18 protein-coding genes are annotated in these 17,354 nt (G+C 65.6%); 7 read left to right on the top strand and 11 right to left on the bottom strand.

Translation table 11 applies throughout. The features are described from left to right. Window positions 1-86: 86 nt before the first annotated feature. Window positions 87-653 carry a type 1 glutamine amidotransferase domain-containing protein gene (locus Q4C89_RS09580; RefSeq protein WP_303102383.1) on the top strand — a complete coding sequence of 189 codons (567 nt, stop codon included), beginning with the start codon at window positions 87-89 and terminating at the stop codon, window positions 651-653. A 105-nt stretch (window positions 654-758) separates the two neighbouring features. On the opposite strand, the gene Q4C89_RS09575 is transcribed toward Q4C89_RS09580, so the two are convergent. The 6 genes from Q4C89_RS09575 to Q4C89_RS09550 form a co-directional block, all read right to left on the bottom strand. After that, window positions 759-974, bottom strand: a complete 216-nt coding sequence (locus tag Q4C89_RS09575; RefSeq protein ID WP_303102382.1) for a hypothetical protein — start codon at window positions 972-974, stop codon at window positions 759-761. Window positions 975-1,105: 131 nt separating this feature from the next. Further along, on the bottom strand, window positions 1,106-1,927 hold the full coding sequence (locus tag Q4C89_RS09570; protein ID WP_303102381.1) for an IclR family transcriptional regulator: 822 nt from the start codon (window positions 1,925-1,927) through the stop codon (window positions 1,106-1,108). A gap of 144 nt (window positions 1,928-2,071) precedes the next feature. After that, complete coding sequence (greA, locus tag Q4C89_RS09565; RefSeq protein ID WP_303102380.1) at window positions 2,072-2,548, bottom strand: transcription elongation factor GreA; 477 nt, start codon at window positions 2,546-2,548, stop codon at window positions 2,072-2,074. Between the two features lie 70 nt (window positions 2,549-2,618). After that, window positions 2,619-3,692 carry a type IV pilus twitching motility protein PilT gene (locus Q4C89_RS09560; protein WP_303102379.1) on the bottom strand — a complete coding sequence of 358 codons (1,074 nt, stop codon included), beginning with the start codon at window positions 3,690-3,692 and terminating at the stop codon, window positions 2,619-2,621. Continuing rightward, entirely contained in the window at window positions 3,689-4,573 is an 885-nt protein-coding gene (gene panC, locus Q4C89_RS09555; protein ID WP_303102378.1) for a pantoate--beta-alanine ligase, read from the bottom strand. Before panC ends, Q4C89_RS09560 begins: the two co-directional genes overlap by 4 nt. Further along, window positions 4,557-4,925 (bottom strand): phage holin family protein, encoded by a 369-nt coding sequence (locus Q4C89_RS09550; RefSeq protein ID WP_303102377.1) that lies wholly within the window; start codon window positions 4,923-4,925, stop codon window positions 4,557-4,559. The genes panC and Q4C89_RS09550 overlap by 17 nt, the downstream gene beginning before the upstream one ends. Before the next feature lie 80 nt (window positions 4,926-5,005). Between Q4C89_RS09550 and Q4C89_RS09545 the strand changes: the two genes are divergently transcribed. Next, window positions 5,006-5,590, top strand: a complete 585-nt coding sequence (locus tag Q4C89_RS09545; RefSeq protein ID WP_303102376.1) for a hypothetical protein — start codon at window positions 5,006-5,008, stop codon at window positions 5,588-5,590. Window positions 5,591-5,708: 118 nt separating this feature from the next. On the opposite strand, the gene Q4C89_RS09540 is transcribed toward Q4C89_RS09545, so the two are convergent. The 3 genes from Q4C89_RS09540 to Q4C89_RS09530 form a co-directional block, all read right to left on the bottom strand. Beyond that, window positions 5,709-6,842, bottom strand: coding sequence for a VWA-like domain-containing protein (locus tag Q4C89_RS09540; protein WP_303102375.1), 1,134 nt, complete (start codon window positions 6,840-6,842; stop codon window positions 5,709-5,711). A gap of 82 nt (window positions 6,843-6,924) precedes the next feature. Then, a complete protein-coding gene (locus Q4C89_RS09535; RefSeq protein ID WP_303102374.1) occupies window positions 6,925-7,950 on the bottom strand; it encodes an ATP-binding protein in 1,026 nt (341 codons plus the stop codon). A 105-nt stretch (window positions 7,951-8,055) separates the two neighbouring features. Beyond that, a complete protein-coding gene (locus Q4C89_RS09530) occupies window positions 8,056-8,838 on the bottom strand; it encodes a hypothetical protein (protein ID WP_303102373.1) in 783 nt (260 codons plus the stop codon). 122 nt (window positions 8,839-8,960) lie between these two features. Here Q4C89_RS09530 and aroE point away from each other — a divergent pair, with 122 nt between their 5' ends. From aroE to Q4C89_RS09505, 5 genes are all read left to right on the top strand, one after another. Beyond that, window positions 8,961-9,839 (top strand): shikimate dehydrogenase, encoded by an 879-nt coding sequence (aroE, locus tag Q4C89_RS09525; RefSeq protein ID WP_303102372.1) that lies wholly within the window; start codon window positions 8,961-8,963, stop codon window positions 9,837-9,839. Continuing rightward, a complete protein-coding gene (locus tag Q4C89_RS09520) occupies window positions 9,836-13,276 on the top strand; it encodes a PAS domain S-box protein (RefSeq protein WP_368493230.1) in 3,441 nt (1,146 codons plus the stop codon). Before aroE ends, Q4C89_RS09520 begins: the two co-directional genes overlap by 4 nt. Continuing rightward, on the top strand, window positions 13,273-14,463 hold the full coding sequence (locus Q4C89_RS09515; RefSeq protein WP_303102371.1) for an ATP-binding protein: 1,191 nt from the start codon (window positions 13,273-13,275) through the stop codon (window positions 14,461-14,463). The genes Q4C89_RS09520 and Q4C89_RS09515 overlap by 4 nt, the downstream gene beginning before the upstream one ends. Window positions 14,464-14,531: 68 nt before the next feature. Beyond that, the gene (locus tag Q4C89_RS09510; protein WP_303102370.1) at window positions 14,532-14,948 is read left to right on the top strand and encodes an OsmC family protein; all 417 of its coding nucleotides are present in this window, start codon (window positions 14,532-14,534) and stop codon (window positions 14,946-14,948) included. Beyond that, entirely contained in the window at window positions 14,945-15,760 is an 816-nt protein-coding gene (locus Q4C89_RS09505; RefSeq protein WP_303102369.1) for a PhzF family phenazine biosynthesis protein, read from the top strand. Before Q4C89_RS09510 ends, Q4C89_RS09505 begins: the two co-directional genes overlap by 4 nt. Before the next feature lie 245 nt (window positions 15,761-16,005). Here the strand turns inward: Q4C89_RS09505 and Q4C89_RS09500 are convergent, their stop codons facing one another. After that, window positions 16,006-16,272, bottom strand: coding sequence for a hypothetical protein (locus Q4C89_RS09500; RefSeq protein WP_303102368.1), 267 nt, complete (start codon window positions 16,270-16,272; stop codon window positions 16,006-16,008). 18 nt (window positions 16,273-16,290) lie between these two features. Beyond that, entirely contained in the window at window positions 16,291-17,271 is a 981-nt protein-coding gene (locus Q4C89_RS09495; protein ID WP_303102367.1) for a hypothetical protein, read from the bottom strand. Window positions 17,272-17,354 lie beyond the last annotated feature (83 nt).

Below are 17,354 nucleotides of genomic sequence, written 5' to 3'. Positions count from 1 at the left end.
GTTTTTTTGCCCCCTCCTCGGAAGTCTGAAGGTCAGTTCAGCCCTCTTTCAGGCCCGCTGTCATGTGGAAGGGGCAACCTGAACCCATGACCAAATCGCTTGCCGGAAAAACCATCGCCATCCTGGCCGCCAAGGGCGTTGAGGAAATCGAACTGACCAGCCCCCGCGAGGCCATTGAAGCCGCTGGAGGCCGCACTGAACTCGTCAGCCTGGAAGCCGGCGAAATCCAGTCTATGAAGGGCGACATCGAGCCGCAGGCCAAGTACAAGGTAGACCGCGTGGTGGCCGACGTGAAGGCGAGCGACTACGACGGTCTGCTGCTGCCGGGCGGCACCGTCAACCCCGACACCCTGCGAACCGACAAGGCGGCCATGCAGTTCGTGCGCGACATGTACGACAGCGGCAAGCCCATCGCCGCCATCTGCCACGGCCCCTGGAGCCTGAGTGAAACGGGCATCGCTGCGGGGCTGAAAATGACCTCCTGGCCCAGCCTGCGCCACGAACTGACCCTGGCCGGGGCCGAGTGGGTGGACGAAGAATGCGTGACCGACAAGGGCGTGGTCACCAGCCGCAACCCCGACGACCTCCCGGCTTTCAACAAGAAGATCGTGGAAGAATTCGCCGAGGGAGACCACAGCAGTCGCCGCAAGTGAGAAGGGCGCAGTGTAAACCGAAAGATTAGAAAGAGGGAGACACGACTTTTTACGGTGTCTCCCCTTTCGTTTGCACCAAGACGGCCATGACCTTTCTCTCTCCCGTCAGGGCTGAGCCAGCGTCATGGCCTGTTTGCCGCGTGCCGTGAGTTCATAGCCCAGTGAGCCGTCGTTGTTCAGCACTTCCACGACATAGCCGTGCCTGCTCAGCCAGGCCAGCACGAAGTCGGGGGACAGGTGGAGCGGCTTTTCACCCGAGAGCGCCTCGGCCACTGCGCGGTGGGCCATCCTGACCAGGGTGACCGTCGGAGGCACTTCCACAGACTCCGGTGAAAATTTCGACCTAGACAGGTGGTCAGACATGACGGGCAGAATAAATGTAAAAACTCACGTTTTCCTGACGGGCGGGTCAGATGAATGTCCTACCGGTTCAGAAAGCTTTTGATCCAGGCCTATCTTCCCAACCGGGCCGAGATGCGTGCGGCAACTTCCTGCACCCGCCGAGCGAGGTCGGGCACCGCCTCTGCGGGCAACCGAGCGGCGGGGGCCGAAACACTGATGGCGGCGACCACCGCTCCCCCTGCGTCCTGCACCGGGACTGCCACGCAGCGCACGCCCAGTTCGCGTTCCTCGTCGTCAAGGGCATAGTCCTGCTGGCGTACGCGGGCCAGTTCTTCCAGATAGGCCGGAAGGGTCGTCAGCGAGTGGGGAGTATAGGCTGGAAAAGGCCCCTCGCCTAGGTAAGCCCTCACCTCCTCCTCGGGTCGCCACGCCATCAGCACTTTGCCCACGCCCGAACAGTGCAAAGGAGCGACAGCCCCGACCTGCGTAAACATCCGCATGAGTTGACTGGCCTCGGCCTGATAGACGTACACCGCCTGACGCCCCCGCAAGGCGGCCAGGTTGACCGTCTCGTTCAGGGTCGCCACCAGCCCCGGCACTTCCAGTTGGGCCGCACCCAGCAGCGAGTTGCGTGCACTGAAAGCCGCTCCGACCTGATAGGCCCGCAGCCCGACGCGGAACAGGCCACTGCGCTCCTCCCACTCGGCATAGCCCTGTTGCCGCAAGGTTTCGAGCAGGCGGTAGGTCGTGCTGGCCGAGAGTCCGGCCCGCCGCGCCACCTCGGTCAGCGTGCCTTCGCCCAGTTCCGCCAGCGACGACAGCACCAGCAGCCCGCGCTCCAGCGTCCTGACACTGCCCGCTTCGGCGCTGCGGCTGCGTCCGGTCTTGTGCCTGGGTGCTGCGGCGTCCGGCGACACGGGTTTCTCAGCCATGCTTTTTCCCCCACATAGACATGACTACAGGAAAAACGGTAGGAGACGGCACCCGCCTATTTTAGCAGGTGAAATAGATTTTCAATTCTTAGGCGAACAAAGCGAGCAGATGGACGGGTGCCACCTGCCCGAATTCGTTACATCTCAGCGGTATTCGACGCTGATGACCTTGAAGGTCACGTCTCCCTTGGGGCCAGCCCAGACGGCCTGCTCTCCGGCCTGTTTGCCAAGCAGGGCCTGGCCCATCGGGCTGGTGTCGCTGATTTTGCCCTTGAGGACATCCACCTCGAAGCTGCCCACGATTTCCAGGGTGCGCTGCTTGCCGCCCGCGTCCTCGACCACCACCGTCGCTCCCACTCCCACGGCGCTGGTGTCGATTTCGTCGTCATTCATGATCTGGGCGCGTTCAAGCTGCGCCTCGATTTCGGCAATCTTGGCCTCGTTCTCGCTCTGCTGCATCCGGGCCTCGTCGTAGGCCGCACTTTCACGCAAGTCGCCGTCCTCAATGGCCTTGCCCATGTACTCGCTGATCTGCTCGCGGCGGGTGGTCTTGAGGTACTGCAACTGCTCTTCGAGTCGTTCCTTGCCCTGACGGGTCATACGTACAGCTTCCTGGGTCATAACGACAGAGTATAAGGCAAGCGGGCGAGAAAGGCTCACCTCTACGGATACTGAACCCTGACCCCAGATCTCAGTGACGCTGGGTCTGGGTCAGCATCAGCCGCAGTTCGTGGGGACTGGTGGCCGCCGCCAGCGCACTTTCGAGCGTGATGACCTCGGCGCGGTACAGCTCGGCCAGATGCTGGTCGAAGGTGTGCATCCCGCGAATGTCGTCTTCCATCAGGGCGTCCTTGATGAGGGGGGTGCGTTCCTCGTCCTTGATGTATTCCTGGACCAGGGGCGTGCCCACCAGCACCTCGGTCGCCAGCACCCGGCCCACGCCGTCGGCACGCAGCAGCAGCCGCTGACTCACGATGCCGCCCAGACATCCGGCCAACTGGTGACGCACCTGCTCGCGCTCGTGCGGCGCGAAGAAATCCACGATGCGGTTGACGGTTCTGACCGCGTCCTGGGTGTGCAGGGTGCTGATGACCAGATGCCCGGTCTGGGCCGCCGACAGCGCCGCCTCCACCGTTTCCTGGTCGCGCATTTCGCCCACCACGATCACGTCCGGATCCTGGCGCATGGCGTGCTTGAGGGCGGTGGCGAAGTTGCGGGTGTCGTGGCCCACCTCGCGCTGCACCACCAGACTGCGGCGGTTGCGGTGCAGAATCTCGATGGGGTCTTCGATGGTCAGGATGTTGTAGGAGTAGGTGCGGTTGAGGTAGTCAATTAGGCTCGCCACGCTGGTGCTCTTGCCGCTGCCGGTCGGCCCGGTGACCAGCACCAGACCGCGTGGCAGGGCGGCAAACTGCTCCATCACGTCACGCGGCAGGCCCAGCGCCTCGAAGCCGGGAATCGTGTCGCTGACCACCCGCAGCACCAGCCCCACCGCGCCGCGTTGCCGGAACACGTTGCAGCGGAAACGGCCCAGGCCCGGCACGCTGTAGGCCACGTCCAGTTCGTGCTGGTACTCGAAATCCTCGAGTTGCTCAGGACTCAGCACCTGCTGGGCCAGCGCCAGCGTATCGGCGGGGGTCAGGCCCTCGGTGCCGAAGGGCACGAGCTTGCCGTCCACCCGGCCCATCGGCGGGCTGCCCGCCTGAAGGTGAATGTCCGACGCACGGTGGCCCACCAACTCGCGCAGCAGCGTATCCAGGGTCATGGGGTCTGTTCTCCGGACACTATGTCGAGCGGCATGTTGTCGATCAGGCGCACGCCAAACAGCCGCGCCGCCACCAGCACGCGGTTGAGGGGATGCTCGCTCAGGGTTTCCGGTTCCAGCAGGTCGGGGCCGACCACGGCCAGATAGCCGAGTTCCAGTTCCGGTTCCTGGGCCAGCACGTCCAGTCCGGCCTGCCTCAGTGCCGCCGTCCGGCGCTCTCCGTCCGCGTAAGCCGCCTGCACCGCCCGCAGCGCCCGCGACAGCACCGTGGCCCGCTCCCGCTGCTCGTCCGACAGGTAGGTGTTGCGGCTGCTCAGGGCCAGGCCCGCTGCTCCTTCTTCGGCGCGCACCGTCGGCACACCCACGACCTGCACAGGGACGTTCAGGTCGGCCACCAGCCGCCGAATGACGGCGAGTTGCTGCCAGTCCTTTTCCCCGAAGTAGGCCCGCTCCGGCTGCACCACGTTCAGCAGCTTGAGCACCACCGTCGCCACGCCGGTGAAATGTCCGGGCCGCGCCGCACCGTCGAGGGGTTCGCTGACCCCGCTGACCTCCACGCGGGTACTGAATCCGGCGGGATACATCGCGCTCGCATCGGGGTGAAAGACAAAATCGGCTCCCGCCGCGCCCGCCACACCCAGGTCACGCTCCAGGTCACGCGGATACTTGGCGAGGTCTTCGGTGGGGCCGAACTGCATCGGGTTGACGAACACGCTGACCACCACCACGTCGCACTCGGCACGGGCGCGGCGAATCAGCGTGGCGTGCCCCTCGTGCAGGTAGCCCATTGTGGGCACCAGCCCCACCCGGCCCCTGCCGACCAGCGCCGCCCGCACCTCCCCGGGTGTGGTCAGCACCTGCACTTCAGGCACGGCGGCCATCCAGTCCCAGGGCCGACACGGCGGTGTCGAGCAGCCACGAAATCACCGAAAGCACGATGGCCCCGATAAAGGCCGCGCCGAACCCGGTCACATCAAGGGCAGTCAGCTGGGCGACCAGCCACAGCACCGCCGCGTTGACGACCAGGGTGAACAGGCCCAGCGTCAGCACGTTGATGGGCAGCGAGAGCAGCAGCAGCACCGGGCGAATCAGGGCGTTGACGATACCCATGACCAGGGCCGCCACCACCACGCTCACGACATCGGTGCCGGGCGCGAACGTCACTCCGTTGTAGACCTGGGCCAGCAGATAGAGGGCCAGGGCATTGACCAGCAGGCGAAGAAGAAATCCCATGCCCGACAGTTTAGGGCAGCCGCACCGACTTCTGGGACGACGGCGGAACCCGACTTTGCAGACGCTTTATACTGCGCTTCATGTTCCGCGCCGCCCCTGCCCCCACCCTCCTGACCCTGTGCCTGACCGGGAGTCTCCTGAGCGGTTGCGCCCGCACCACCGACAACTTCACGCCCCGCATCGTGGTGGGCGGCTCCGAGGGCGGCACGGTGGCGCAGAGTGCCCAGGCCGCCGTGCGCGGCTACGTGCTGGACGACGTGGGCGTGCAGCAAATCACGGTGGACGGCCAACCCGTTCAGATCGAAGGCAGTTCCAAAATCGCGAACTTCAAGTTTCAGCCCCAGGCCAAGACCGGCAAGGCGCAGTACACCATCAAGGCGACCGACGTGGCCGGGCACACGGGCGTCCTGACGGTCAATGTCATCGTGGACGCCACGCCGCCGCAGCTCAAGGTCACGTCCTTTACCCGCTCGCGCAACCTTATCCGCGTGGCCGGGGTCGCCACCGACAACAACCGCGTGACTCAGATTCTGATCGACGGCAACCGCCTCAACATCTCGCCGGGACAAAGGGTCGAGTTCTACGCCGAAACCACGGGCATCTACGCCGACCTTGAAGCCTTCGACGCCGCAGGCAACAAGACCAAGGTGCGGGCGCAGTACTGAGGCGGGCGGGCAAAGCAAATCTGCCTAAGCTCAGCCGCTGCTTACCGTCCAGCAGCTATGAAAACAGCGCACGAAGCGTAAGGCAGGGAGCGGCTTCATCTGCCGCCCCCCAACCCGTTTATCTAGACTCCTCCTCCAGCCGCAGCACATCTCCGAACGGGAAGCCCTCGTCTTCCAGGCCACCGGGCGGCACCACCCACAGCGTCGAGACCTTGGGGGCCTGCTCGGGAAAGTCGCCGTAGCCGTCGGTGAGGTAGATCAGCACGTCCGGCTCGTGCTTGTCCAGCAGCTCGAAAATGGGGCGGAAGTCGGTGCCGCCGCCGCCCTGCGGGTCGGGAATGGCGTCGCCGGGGCGCAGTTCAAAGGGGCCGTAGGCTTCGGTGTCGGCGTAGTACAGCACGGCCTTGACATGCGGGTACGCGCCCAGCACGCCCTGCACCTCGCCTACCAGCGCCCTCACCGCGTCGTCGTCCACGCTGCCGGAGGTATCCACGGCCACCAGCGCGGTCAGCGATTCATCGTCCAGGGCTTCGAGGTACAGGCCGCGCCCCACGAAACGGCGGTCAAAGCCGCCAAAATCCACTGGCGTGCGTGCCAGAAAGCGCCAGAGCTGCGCCCGCCAGTCCAGCCGGGCCGGGGCCAGCCGCTGCAGTTCGCGGTGTGCGCCTAGGGGGTCGTGGCCCTGACCGCCGCTCATGGCGTCCACGCTGCGGGCCTGGGCCAGCGCCTGCTGCCACTCGCGGGCCACGTCACGGCCATTTTTGCCCTGCTTGGGCGGCGCGTCGCTGGGCGGGCCGTCCAGCAGGTCGTCACCCTCGTCGCTGTCGCCGTCGTCCGCCTGTCCGTCTATGGCGGTGTAGACCTCTTCCACGCTCAGGCGTTCCAGATGTTCGTCGCGGTTGAAGCTCGGCGGCGTGGGCAAGCCCGCCGAAGCCACCATGCCGTTCACGATCAGGTCGGCGGCCTTGTTCCAGCGCTTTTTCTCGCGTGGCCCGCGCCGCTCCACGTGCGAGAGGGCCGCGTGCAAGACCTGATGCAGCAGCAGGCTGTCCAGTACGTCCGATGGCAGGCTGGCGGCAACTTCGGGGTTCACATACACCCGTTCACCGTCCGTACCTGCGCCCACCACTTCCCGCGAGGGCACGAATTCGGCGTGCAGCAGCAGCGTGGCAAAAAACGCCGACTTGCCGCGCAGCCGCAACCGCGAGCCGGAGATGAGGCGCTGGAATTCGGGGGTGACGGGGGGGGTCATGCGCCTCCCGTAGACGGTTGATGGTTGATGGTTGATGGAAAAAAGAGTCGACCATCAACCGTCAACCATTTACCATCAACATTCACGCCCCCTCCGACAGCGCCAGCGTCCCCTGTACCAGCTCGGCCAGCCTGGGGTCGCGGGCCAGCAGCCCGGCCAGTTCACCCAGTTGCCCGATGGCCTGGAATTTGCTCACCAGCGTGGCGACATACAGTTGCAGCCACTCGGGGCCAGCGGTTTCGCCGAGCCACTGGAAGGCGTGGTATGCCTCGTCGGCGTTCGCAGCACGGGCGGCCAGCCCTACCACCGCCGCGTAGCGCACGCTGGGTTCATCGGGCAGCTTGAGGCCCGTGCCGTGGCCGCTCAGCACGTCGCCCAGGTCGGGCAGTTGCTCGAACAGGCGCACGAAGGCGCTGAACTCGGCCCCGGCGGCCTCCCCAATGGCGGGCGAGGTGTCCAGCCCGGCGCGGTGAAGCTGCGAGGCCATTTCCCAGGCGCGGGGGCTGGGCCAGGCGGGTTGCGTGGTGTCCAGGCGGTGCAGCAGTTCGGGCCGGAAGGTCAGGAAGGCGATGACGTGCTCGTGCAGTCCTCGCCCCAGCGCATACCCTCGCCACGAATCGAAGTCGGGGCGCACGGTCAGGTGCAGAAAGCGGTTCGCCAGCGGCGCGGGCATGTCGAACACGCTGGCGCGGTCTTCCTTGCGGTTGCCTGCCGCCCACACGAACCAGCCGTCGGGCAGTTCGTAGCTGCCAACCTTACGATCCAGGATGAGTTGCTGCGCCATGCCTTGCATGGTGGGCGGGGCCATGTTCACCTCATCCAAAAAGAGGATGCCCTGGCCGCTGCGTGGCAAAAATTCGGGCGGATACCACTTGCTCACGCCGCTGCCCTGGCCGTCGGCTTCGGGGACGGGCAGGCCGCGCAGGTCGGTGGGGGCCAGTTGCGAGAGGCGCACGTCTACAAAGTCCAGGCCGTGCGCGGCGGCAATCTGCGCCACCACGCTGCTTTTGCCCACGCCGGGCGGCCCCCAGATCATGGTGGCAATTTTCAGCTCTCCGCGCACCAGCGCCGAGAGATACGTTTCGAGTTCATGCGGGGTGTAGGTCATGACAGGCTCCAGAGAATGAACGTACAACAGGGGAAGTGGGCACGCGCCCGCAAATGAAAATCCCCCCTGACCAAGCAGGAGGGACCTTTCTCACACAGAGGCCGCTCAGAGCTTCTTCTTGCCGTCCTGGGTGTCCTGCTTGGTGGTGTCGGCGCCCGTGCGCAGGTCGAACGCCCAGCTCTTGGCCTTGGCATCGACTTCTTCCTTGGTCTGCTGCGCCTTGTCCTGGGCCTTGTCCACAGCCTTGGCGGCGTCCTGCTTGACTTCAGCGGCCTTGTCCTGCGCGGCGTCGGCGGCCTTGGCTGCGCCCGCCTTCACGTCCTGAGCAACGTCTTGGGCCTTGTCTTTGGCGGCATCCACTGCTTTGGCGGCGTCTTGCTTGACATCCGCTGCTTTGTCCTTGGCGGCGTCCACGGCCTTGGCGGCATCCTGCTTCAGATCGGCGGCTTTGTCCTGGGCAGCGTCGGCAGCCTTGGACGCCCCAGCCTTCACGTCCTGAGCGACATCCTGGGCCTTGTCTTTGACGTCGTCGGCAACCTTGGCAGCGTCTTTTTGCAGATCCTGGGCCTTGTCCTTGGCGGCGTCAGCGAGGTCGCTGGCCTTGTCCTTGGCCTGGTCGAGCAGCTTGGCGGCGTCTTCCTTGAGGTCGGCGGCCTTGTCAGCCACGACGGCGCCAGCGTTCTGGGCGGCGTCCTTGGTCTTCTCCCAGCCCTTGGTCACGCTGCTGCCCACGTCCTGGGCGGCGTCCTTGAGGCCCAGTTCGGCAAGTTTGGCATCCAGAGCCTTACGGTTTTGCTCACGGCTCAGGTAGTAGGCTCCTGCACCGACCAGGGCACCGAGAACGAGCAGACGCTTCAGGGGAAAGTGGTGTTCATCGCGTTCAAACATGAGAAGGATCTTACGCCTCCGCTCTCATAAAAGGATGAGGCTCTATTAGGAAAGGCTTTGTCCTGCTTATTGCGGCTGCTCGTGAAGGGCGGCCCGCTGGAATCAGGCCCTAGACTGGAGGAGTGACCGTGCCCGCTCTCACGCCTTCGCCAGACCCGGCCCCCACCAGACAGGCCGCGCTGTACGCCGACCCCGCTGCCCACTCGCTGTCGCCGCGAATGCACCGGGCGGCTTTTGCCTGGGCCGGACTACCCGGCGATTACGTTGCCCTGCGGGTGAGGGCCAGCGAACTGCCCGAGCGGCTGGCCGCCCTGCGGCATTCCGACCTGATGGGCGTCAACCTGAGCCTGCCCCACAAGGAAGCTGCCTTGCCACTGCTGGACGACCTGACCGACGCGGCCCGCCGTATCGGTGCGGTGAATACGGTGGTTCACACCCAGGGCCACCTGCTCGGCGACAACAGTGACGCCCCCGGCCTGCTGGCGGCCCTGGCCGACGCCAACCTGCTGGGACACGGGGGGCCAGTGGTGGTCCTCGGTGCGGGCGGCGCGGCGCGGGCGGCGGTGTACACGGCCCTGGTCAGCCTGAAGCGCGACGTGTACATCGTGAACCGCACGCGGGAACGGGCCGAGAACCTCGCCCGCCAGTGGCCTCTCCCCGATGCCCGTCTCCGGGTACAGGCCGCCGGGGTGGATGAGGTGCCCTGGGAGAAGGTCGGCCTGGTCATCAACAGCAGCAGCGCCGGACTGGACGCCCCCGAGCAGTCGCCGCTGCCGGACTTCGATTTCGGGCGGCTGCCTCCCCAGGCCGGGGTCTACGACATGGTCTACCGCCCCACCGAAACCCGGCTGATGCGTGAGGCCCGCGCTGCCGGACGACGGGCCGAAAACGGGCTGGGCATGCTGGCCCATCAGGCACGGCTGGCCTTCCTGGCCTGGACGGGGGTAGACGTTCCCGCTGGAGTCTTTGCAGGGGCGGCGCAGGGAGACACGGCCCTGTGACCCCACCTGCTCCTCCCCAGCCCAGCCACCCTGGACAGAAGCTCTCCGACGTCATGCGCCCCTGGCGGCCCTGGTTTCCCCTGCTGGTTCTCGGCGTGGTGCTGTCGTTTTCGCTGGTGGCGGCGGCCCTGGTCTCCCGGCTGATTTACGGGCAGCAGCAGGCCCGCTTCAACCGTGAAATTTCGGCCCACACCTCGGCACTCACGGGCCGCATTCAGACCTTCGGCCACCTGCTTCAGGCCAGCCGCGCCTTCTGGGTGTCGCAATCGGTGCCCCCCACCCCTGCCACTTTCCGGGCCTTTACCTCCGGCCTGGAACTCGAAACGCGCTATCCGGACGTGCAGGCGCTGGGCTTCGTCCGCTGGGGTGAAAAGCAGGCGCTGCCCTCACTGAGCGTCACGAGTGCTTCGCAGCCGGTCAACACCTATCCGGTGAGCACCGAGCAGCCTTACCGGGCCGTGATTCAGTTCATCGCGCCCCCCAACGAGACCAACGTCAAGGCCCTGGGCTTCGACATGTACAGCGAGTCTCACCGCCGTCAGGCCATCGAGTCGGCGCGGCTTCACGGCGACCTGCGGATCACCGACCCCGTCCCCCTGGTCCAGAAAGACGCCAGCGGGCAGCCGAAAAGGGGTTTTCTGGTGTTCCTGCCGGTCCGTCGCTCGGCTGGCCCGGTGGTGTCCACGCTGGAAGCCGGAACACTTGAGGGCTTCATCTACCTCGCCATCGAGGCGCAGTCGTTCATCAAGTCGCTTGACGCCAGCTACGGGCGTGACCTGCTCGCTTCGCGAATCACGCTGGGCGGGCAGCCCCTCGGAGACGGCGCGCCCCTCGCCAACGGCAAGTTGCAAAAGCCCATGCAACTCGCCGGGCAAACCTGGCAGGTCACTTACGCCCCGCCGCGCAGCTTCGCCAGCGAGCCGCTCAACTGGCTTTCGCCCCTAATTGCGCTGCTGGGCTTCCTCGCCTCGGGCGTGGCCTTCGACCTGCTGCGCCGTCAGACCCAGGCCCTCGAATTTGCCGAGGCCGCCAACCACGACCTGACCACCTTGCAGCAGCGCCAGCAACGGGCCAGGGCCGAATTCGAAGCCATCTTTCAGGCCATGCAGGACGCGGCGGCCTTTACCGACGAGCAGGGCCGGGTGCGGCTGGTCAACCGCGCCATGACCGAGCAGTTCCGCACGCCCATGAGCGAACTGGTCGGTCATCCGCTGACCCTGCTGCATCTGGACCGCCGCCTGGACGACCGCAGCATTTTCCAGGCGCTCACCACGCCCTACCAGCGCAGCGACGGCAGCCGCTTTTACGGCGAGGCGCAGCGCAACGAGGTCAAGGACGCGCACGGGGAACTGCTGGGGCACCTGGAGGTCATCCGGGACGTGTCCGAGCGGGTGAGCGCCGACCAGGCCCTGCGCGACGAGGAACGGCGCTCGCGGGCGATTCTGGACGCCATTCCTCACATGGTGTGGGTCAGTCACCCGGCAGGCAACGTCACCTACGTCAACACCCAGTACGACCAGCGCCTGCGTGACCTTCAGGTGCCTCAGCAGATGGAGCCGCAAGACCGCGAAATCTACGCGAACATGTGGCAAAGCGCCTACATCGAGTCGCGCAGTGCCCACTGCACCGTGCGCATCCGGGTTCTGACCGAAGACACGGAAGAAACGCAACTCCGCTGGTTCGAAGTGCGGGTCGCGCCCCTGCTCGACGAGGAGGGGCAGGCTGTGGAATGGGTCGCCAGTGCCACCGACATTCACGACCGTCTGCTGGCCGAGCAGAGTGCCCAGAACAGCGAGGCCCGTTACCGGGGTGTGGTGGAAGGCATGCCGCAAATTGTCTGGCTGGCCGACCGGGAAGGTCAGACGACCTATTTCAACCAGCGCTGGGAAGAGTATGTCGGGGACGAAGCCGGACGCGCCCTGCTTCCCACCCTGCACCCCGACGACCGTGACGACTACCGGGCCCGCTGGGAAGCGGCGCTGCGGGGGGGCCACCCGTTCGAGGCCGAACACCGCCTGCGCCACCACAGCGGCGAGTACCGCAACTTCGTGACGCGGGGCCTGCCGATACGCGGGCCGGACGGTGAGGTGCTGGAATGGGTCGGCACCATGACCGACGTGGACGACAGCGTCTATGCCGAGAACGCGGCCCGGCTGCTGGTGGACGTGACCGAGGCGATGATGATGACCCGCCCGGCAGCCTCGTCAGGACTGTCTGTCCAGAGGTACGACGCGGTGCTGCGCCTGCTTATCTCGCGGCTGATGGAAGCGGCGTCGTTGTGGGTCACCATGCCCGAAGAGTGGGAGGCGCAGGCCGAAATCGACCCCGACGCCGTACCCACCGAGCTGCCAAAGCTGCAGCCGCTGGTGGCTGCTGCCGACAATCCCAATTGGGACTTGCCGCACATCAGTCAGATGATCGAGCAGCTCGCCCAGTACGCCGCACTGACCAGAGAGCCGAAATATCTGATGGCACACCCGCTGCTGCACGCTGTCGAAGCCTCGGGGGGCGTGCTGTATCCGCTGATCGGGGCGGACGGTGTCCTGCGCGGCGTCCTGGGTCTGGCCCACCGCCACCCGCTGCACGACCGCGACCACGAACTGATTGCCGAACTCGCCTCGCGCCTGACCACCGCGCTCGAAACCGACGCCCTGCGTGAACGGGCCGACAACGCCCAGCAGGAACTGCGCCAGCTCAACCAGTCGCTGGAAGAACGGGTGCAGCGCCGCACCCTGGAACTCGAAGAAGCCAACCGTGAACTCGAAGCCTTCAGCTATTCGGTCAGCCACGACCTGCGGACTCCGCTGCGGCATATCGTGGGCTTTGGCGACCTGCTGCGCAAGGAAATGCAGAGCACCATCACCCCCAAGGGCGAACGCTATCTGGGCGTCATGACCGAGGCGGCGGGGCGCATGAGCGGGCTGATCGACTCGCTGCTCGAATTTTCGCGCATGGGCCGACAGCCGCTGCGGGCCGTTCCCGTCGAACTCGGGCCACTGGTCGAGCGCGTCTGGCACACGCTGGAACCTGACCGCCAGGGCCGCGAGGTTCACCTCGAACTTCATGCGCTGCCCACCGTGCAGGCTGACCCCGCACTGCTCGAACTGGTCTTTCAGAACCTGCTGTCCAACGCCATCAAGTACAGCCGCACCCGCGAGGTGGCGCAGGTCGAGGTGGCGGGCGTGGTCAGCGGCGGTATGGTGCAGGTCTCGGTGCGCGACAACGGTGTGGGCTTCGATCCCAAATACACCGATAAACTGTTCGGCGTGTTTCAACGTCTACATCGCGCCGAGGATTTTGACGGCATCGGAATCGGACTGGCGAACGTGCGCCGTATCGTCTTGCGGCATGGCGGACAGGTCAGCGGAGCGTCGGTGCCTGGAGAGGGCGCGACGTTTACGGTCAGCCTGCCCCTGCACCCGGAGAAAGACTCGTGAGCGCCGGATTTGCCTTGACCAAGCCACTGCGGATTCTGCATCTGGAGGACAGCGAACTCGACCACGAACTGGTTAGCATCACGGTTGAGGGTGACCTGGGCAGCGAAGTGAAGGTCACGCGGGTCGAGGATGAAGCGGGCTTTCTGGCGGCGCTGGAAGAAGCCGCCCCCGACATCATTCTCAGCGACTATGCCCTGCCCGGTTACGACGGCCTGAGCGCCTTTCACGCCGCGCACGCCCGCTCCCCCAACGTGCCGTTCATCATCGTGACCGGGGCGATGGGCGAAGAAGTCGCGGTGGATACGCTGCGACAGGGCGTGACCGACTACATCCTCAAGCAGCGCCTGGAGCGCCTGGCCCCCGCCATTACGCGCGCCCTGGCCGAAGCCGACGCCCGGCTCTCGCGGGAGCGGGCCGAACAGGAAGTGCGTGACCTCAACGCCAGTCTTCAGGCGAGGTTGCAGGAAGTCGAGCGGCTGCGCGGCACCACCGAGCGCCAAAACCAGCGTCTGGCCGTGCAGGCCCGCCAACTCGAAGAAGCCCTCAACCTGCAAAAGACCTTCCTGGCGGAAACCAGCCACGAACTGCGTACCCCGCTGACCGCGCTGCTGGGCTACCTGCGGCGCGCCGAGCGGGAAACGGGCGGCTCGCAGGTCTTGCAAGACGCCCAGCGGGTCGCGGAAAACATGACGCGGCTGGTCAACGACCTGCTGCAACTTTCACGCGGCGAACTGGTCAAGAGCATCGAAATGCACTTCGTCAATCTGGGCAACGTGCTGCGGCAGGTCGGGCGCGACTACGGCGTGCAGGCCGACGTGCCCGACTGCGAAATCGTGGGTGACCCCGGACGGCTGACCCAGGTTTTCGCCAATCTGGTCAGCAACGGCATCCGCGTGAGCGGCGGCCCCGACAAGGTGAGGCTGGAATTGCACGAGCGGCCCGGCGAGGTCGAAGTGCTGGTCATCGACCACGGCCCCGGCGTGCCCGACGACATCAAACCGCGCATTTTCGACAAGTTCTACCGGGGCAAGGAGGCAGGGTCGGCGGGCCTGGGCCTCACCATCGCCCAGCAGGTCGTCACGGCCCATGCCGGAGCGCTGGACGTGCTCGACACGCCCGGCGGCGGCGCGACCTTCCGGGTTCGCCTGCCCCTCCCCGACGATGAGGGAGACGAAGACTTCGCCTGAGTGACGTGGGGGGCCGCCTGTCTTCTCCGACCCGGTTGTGTTGCGCGGCTTCCCGCTATCCTCACTCCATGAGTGCGAACAAAAAGACCCTCCACGTCACCTGGCTCGGTGAGCAGCGGTACCTCGGCGTCAGCGAAAGCGGGCACCAACTTCTGATTGACAACAGCCCCGTCAAGGTCGGCGTGTCGCCCATGGAAGCCCTGTTGGGGGCGCTGGCGACCTGCACCGCCTACGACGTGGTCGAAATCATGAAAAAGCGCCGCACGCCCCTGAGCCGCTACCGCATTGAGGTCGAGGGGGAACGGGCCGATACCGACCCCAAGCGGTATGTCCGCATCACCGTGCGCCACATCGCGGCGGGCGAGGGCATCACCGCCGAGGCGCTGGAGAAGGCCGCGCACCTCAGCCACGAGAAATACTGCTCGGTGGCGGCCTCGCTGAACAGCGAAATCGTAGTGGAAACGGCGCTGGACAGCGAAGCATGACGCCGACCCGTTACCGCGTCCTCTCTCCACGCCAGGTGGCGGGCGGCAAGCAGGTCAGCGTGTTCGCCGAGGCGACAGGCGACCTACAAGCCCAGGCAGCGGCAGCGGGCACGCCCCTGAGCGTCTTTATCGAAGAGGCGTCTATGACCGAGGTGCGTCTGCGCGCCTTTACTCCCCAGCGCGAGAAGGGCGAAAGCGACTCGGCGACGGTGGCGGCGCTGGCCTCGCTTCAAGCGGCGGGTGGCCTGAGCGACCTGGTCGAAGTCCAGACTGGAGCAGCCGTCACCTCTGCCCAGTGGTGCGGCGGCGAGTGGCTGCTCAACCAGGGCAGCCCGCAGGTAGAGGCTGTCGAACGGCTAGACCTCCCCGACCCGCTGGGATCAAACCCGAGCGCCGCCCACCGCGCCAGCACAGGCCGCCCCAACCTGCTGCTGGAAGTGGACGATCTGAATGGGTTGCAGAATTTTCAACCCGACGCCGAGCGGATTTCCGCCCTTGGGCGAGCCACTAATACGACTGGACTGGTGCTGTACTGCCGCGCCGCGCCTGCCGAACTGGGCCGCGCCGACCTGAGTTTTCGGGCGTTCGGGCCGCTCAAGGGCTTTCTGGAAGACGCCGCCAGCAGCAACATGTGCGCCTGTCTGGTGGCAGTGCTGGGCGAACGGGGCCTGTGGCCCGAAGACAGCTTTGTGCTGAGGGCCGCGCAGCTTCAGCCGGGGCAGCCCAGCCTTCTGACCGCCCAGTTCTCGCAGCCGGGCGAGGCCGTGTGGGTGGGGGGCCGGGCCGAAGTGGTCAGGGAGAGCCAGTCGTAGTACGCCCCACCCTCACCTGATATGGGGCTGGGCTTTCCTCTGCACATCGGGGAAAAGCGCGCGAATGCCCTCTGCTTCGCAGCTTGGCATGTCCGCGCCGCCCAGCCCCGTTTTTTCTTCCGCTCCCCGCGCTGAAAGCGGGCCTCCGAAGCGGTTCTATCGGCCCTGCGCGGTTCGCTCTGCTCGGAGAAACAGTTTGAGTATCCAAACTGTTCTCCGAAGCCGTATGACTCAATTCGCCAGAGTTAATGCTGCGTGACTGCCTCCCCGCCCACTTCCAGCTTTTCAATCACGCTGGCCGGAGCCTCAAAGTCATAGCTTTCCACTTCCGGATTCTCGGCCTTGACCTTGCCCTTAACGATAAACGCTTCGCCCTCAGTCCCCTCTTTCAGGCTCAGTGCATTGGCTCTGAGCTTGGTGACTTTGCCGCGTACCAGGCTTTCGCCTTCCCCGCCCTTGGTTCGGATATCACCATGCACCGTGATGCGACCGAAGGGCTTAGAAAGCTGCACGCCGATGCCGCCGTCGCCCTAGGTGGTGATGCTCTCGAATTCGGCTTCTTTCAGGCTGCCGTCGTAGAGGTTGAAGCCGCGTGCGCCGATGCCGTGGGTTTCCAGGGGGGCTTGCACGCTCAGGTGGTCAATGGCACCGAAGTTCACGAAGCCGATCCCGCTGGGGCCGTGGGACGTGACCGCTGCCCGAGCTTCCCAGCGGTCCACCTTGCCCCAGTTGTCCAGCACCATGTCGTTGGGGCCGTAGGTGGTCACCGCGCCCTCATTCACCACCCCCCGCGCGTGAACGCCGGAGCCGACAAACACGCCGCCCGCAATCAGGTTGGAAATCCCCTGGGGAATCTGGCCCTGTGCGTGGATTTCGCCCGTGGTCAGGCGCACCAGTTCGATGCTCCCGCCTTCCGCCGTGGGCGCTTCGGCGGGGTCGACGTCTAAGGGAATGTACCAGCCGCCGAACACGAACACGCCGCTGCCCTTGAGGGGGTTTTCTTTGCTGCCGCCGCTGATGTTCTCGGCGCTCAGCGTCCACCGGCTGGCCCTGTTCTTGGACGCGTTGTAGACGCTGAAGCCACCCAGCAGCACTTCCACGCCAAATCCAGCGGGGCGGTGGGCCATCATGTGCGCGTCGGCCCGCTCTACATGAATGTTTTTCAACTTCAGGTCGCCGCTGAGGGCCTGAGCGCCTTCCAGATGAAAGCGCCCCACAGTGCGAACGTCGCTGATGTCCAGGGTACCGAGGGCTTTTTCCTCATCCAGCAGACCCAACGCCACTTGCGTTTCGTCAGCCACAATCCGCAGGTTGGCGACGCGGTGGTCGGCGTTCAGCATCAGCCCCGGCTGGCCTTCCTTGAAGTGCAGTTCTGCGCCAGCCTCACCCGTCAGCGTGGTGCCTCCAGGCAGTTTGATGCTGGACAGGCCCGTGATTCGGCCCTGAATACGAATGTCGCTCGCCTTGTTCTGGATGGCCTGCTCCAGACCCTTGGCGTCCTTTACAGTCACGCTGGTCATGCTTACCACTCGCCCCGGCGGTGATTGGTCGTCCAGCGGTACATGCCCAGAATGTTCATGTACTTCATGCTTTC

Origin of the sequence: Deinococcus sp. (genome assembly GCF_030523985.1) — a bacterium.
Classification (GTDB): domain Bacteria; phylum Deinococcota; class Deinococci; order Deinococcales; family Deinococcaceae; genus Deinococcus.
Note: the sequence above shows the minus strand (reverse complement) of the source record. Positions and strands in the feature narration are given on the sequence as shown.

What these genes read in the sequence shown, in the direction of transcription:
- Q4C89_RS09505 (WP_303102369.1), top strand. Translation starts at nt 14,945, where the DNA reads ATGACGCCGACCCGTTACCGCGTCCTCTCTCCACGCCAGGTGGCGGGC.
- Q4C89_RS09510 (WP_303102370.1), top strand. Translation starts at nt 14,532, where the DNA reads ATGAGTGCGAACAAAAAGACCCTCCACGTCACCTGGCTCGGTGAGCAG.
- Q4C89_RS09570 (WP_303102381.1), bottom strand. Translation starts at nt 1,927, where the DNA reads ATGGCTGAGAAACCCGTGTCGCCGGACGCCGCAGCACCCAGGCACAAG.
- Q4C89_RS09560 (WP_303102379.1), bottom strand. Translation starts at nt 3,692, where the DNA reads ATGACCCTGGATACGCTGCTGCGCGAGTTGGTGGGCCACCGTGCGTCG.
- panC (WP_303102378.1), bottom strand. Translation starts at nt 4,573, where the DNA reads ATGGCCGCCGTGCCTGAAGTGCAGGTGCTGACCACACCCGGGGAGGTG.
- Q4C89_RS09530 (WP_303102373.1), bottom strand. Translation starts at nt 8,838, where the DNA reads ATGTTTGAACGCGATGAACACCACTTTCCCCTGAAGCGTCTGCTCGTT.
- Q4C89_RS09545 (WP_303102376.1), top strand. Translation starts at nt 5,006, where the DNA reads ATGTTCCGCGCCGCCCCTGCCCCCACCCTCCTGACCCTGTGCCTGACC.
- Q4C89_RS09540 (WP_303102375.1), bottom strand. Translation starts at nt 6,842, where the DNA reads ATGACCCCCCCCGTCACCCCCGAATTCCAGCGCCTCATCTCCGGCTCG.
- Q4C89_RS09580 (WP_303102383.1), top strand. Translation starts at nt 87, where the DNA reads ATGACCAAATCGCTTGCCGGAAAAACCATCGCCATCCTGGCCGCCAAG.
- Q4C89_RS09535 (WP_303102374.1), bottom strand. Translation starts at nt 7,950, where the DNA reads ATGACCTACACCCCGCATGAACTCGAAACGTATCTCTCGGCGCTGGTG.
- Q4C89_RS09550 (WP_303102377.1), bottom strand. Translation starts at nt 4,925, where the DNA reads ATGGGATTTCTTCTTCGCCTGCTGGTCAATGCCCTGGCCCTCTATCTG.
- greA (WP_303102380.1), bottom strand. Translation starts at nt 2,548, where the DNA reads ATGACCCAGGAAGCTGTACGTATGACCCGTCAGGGCAAGGAACGACTC.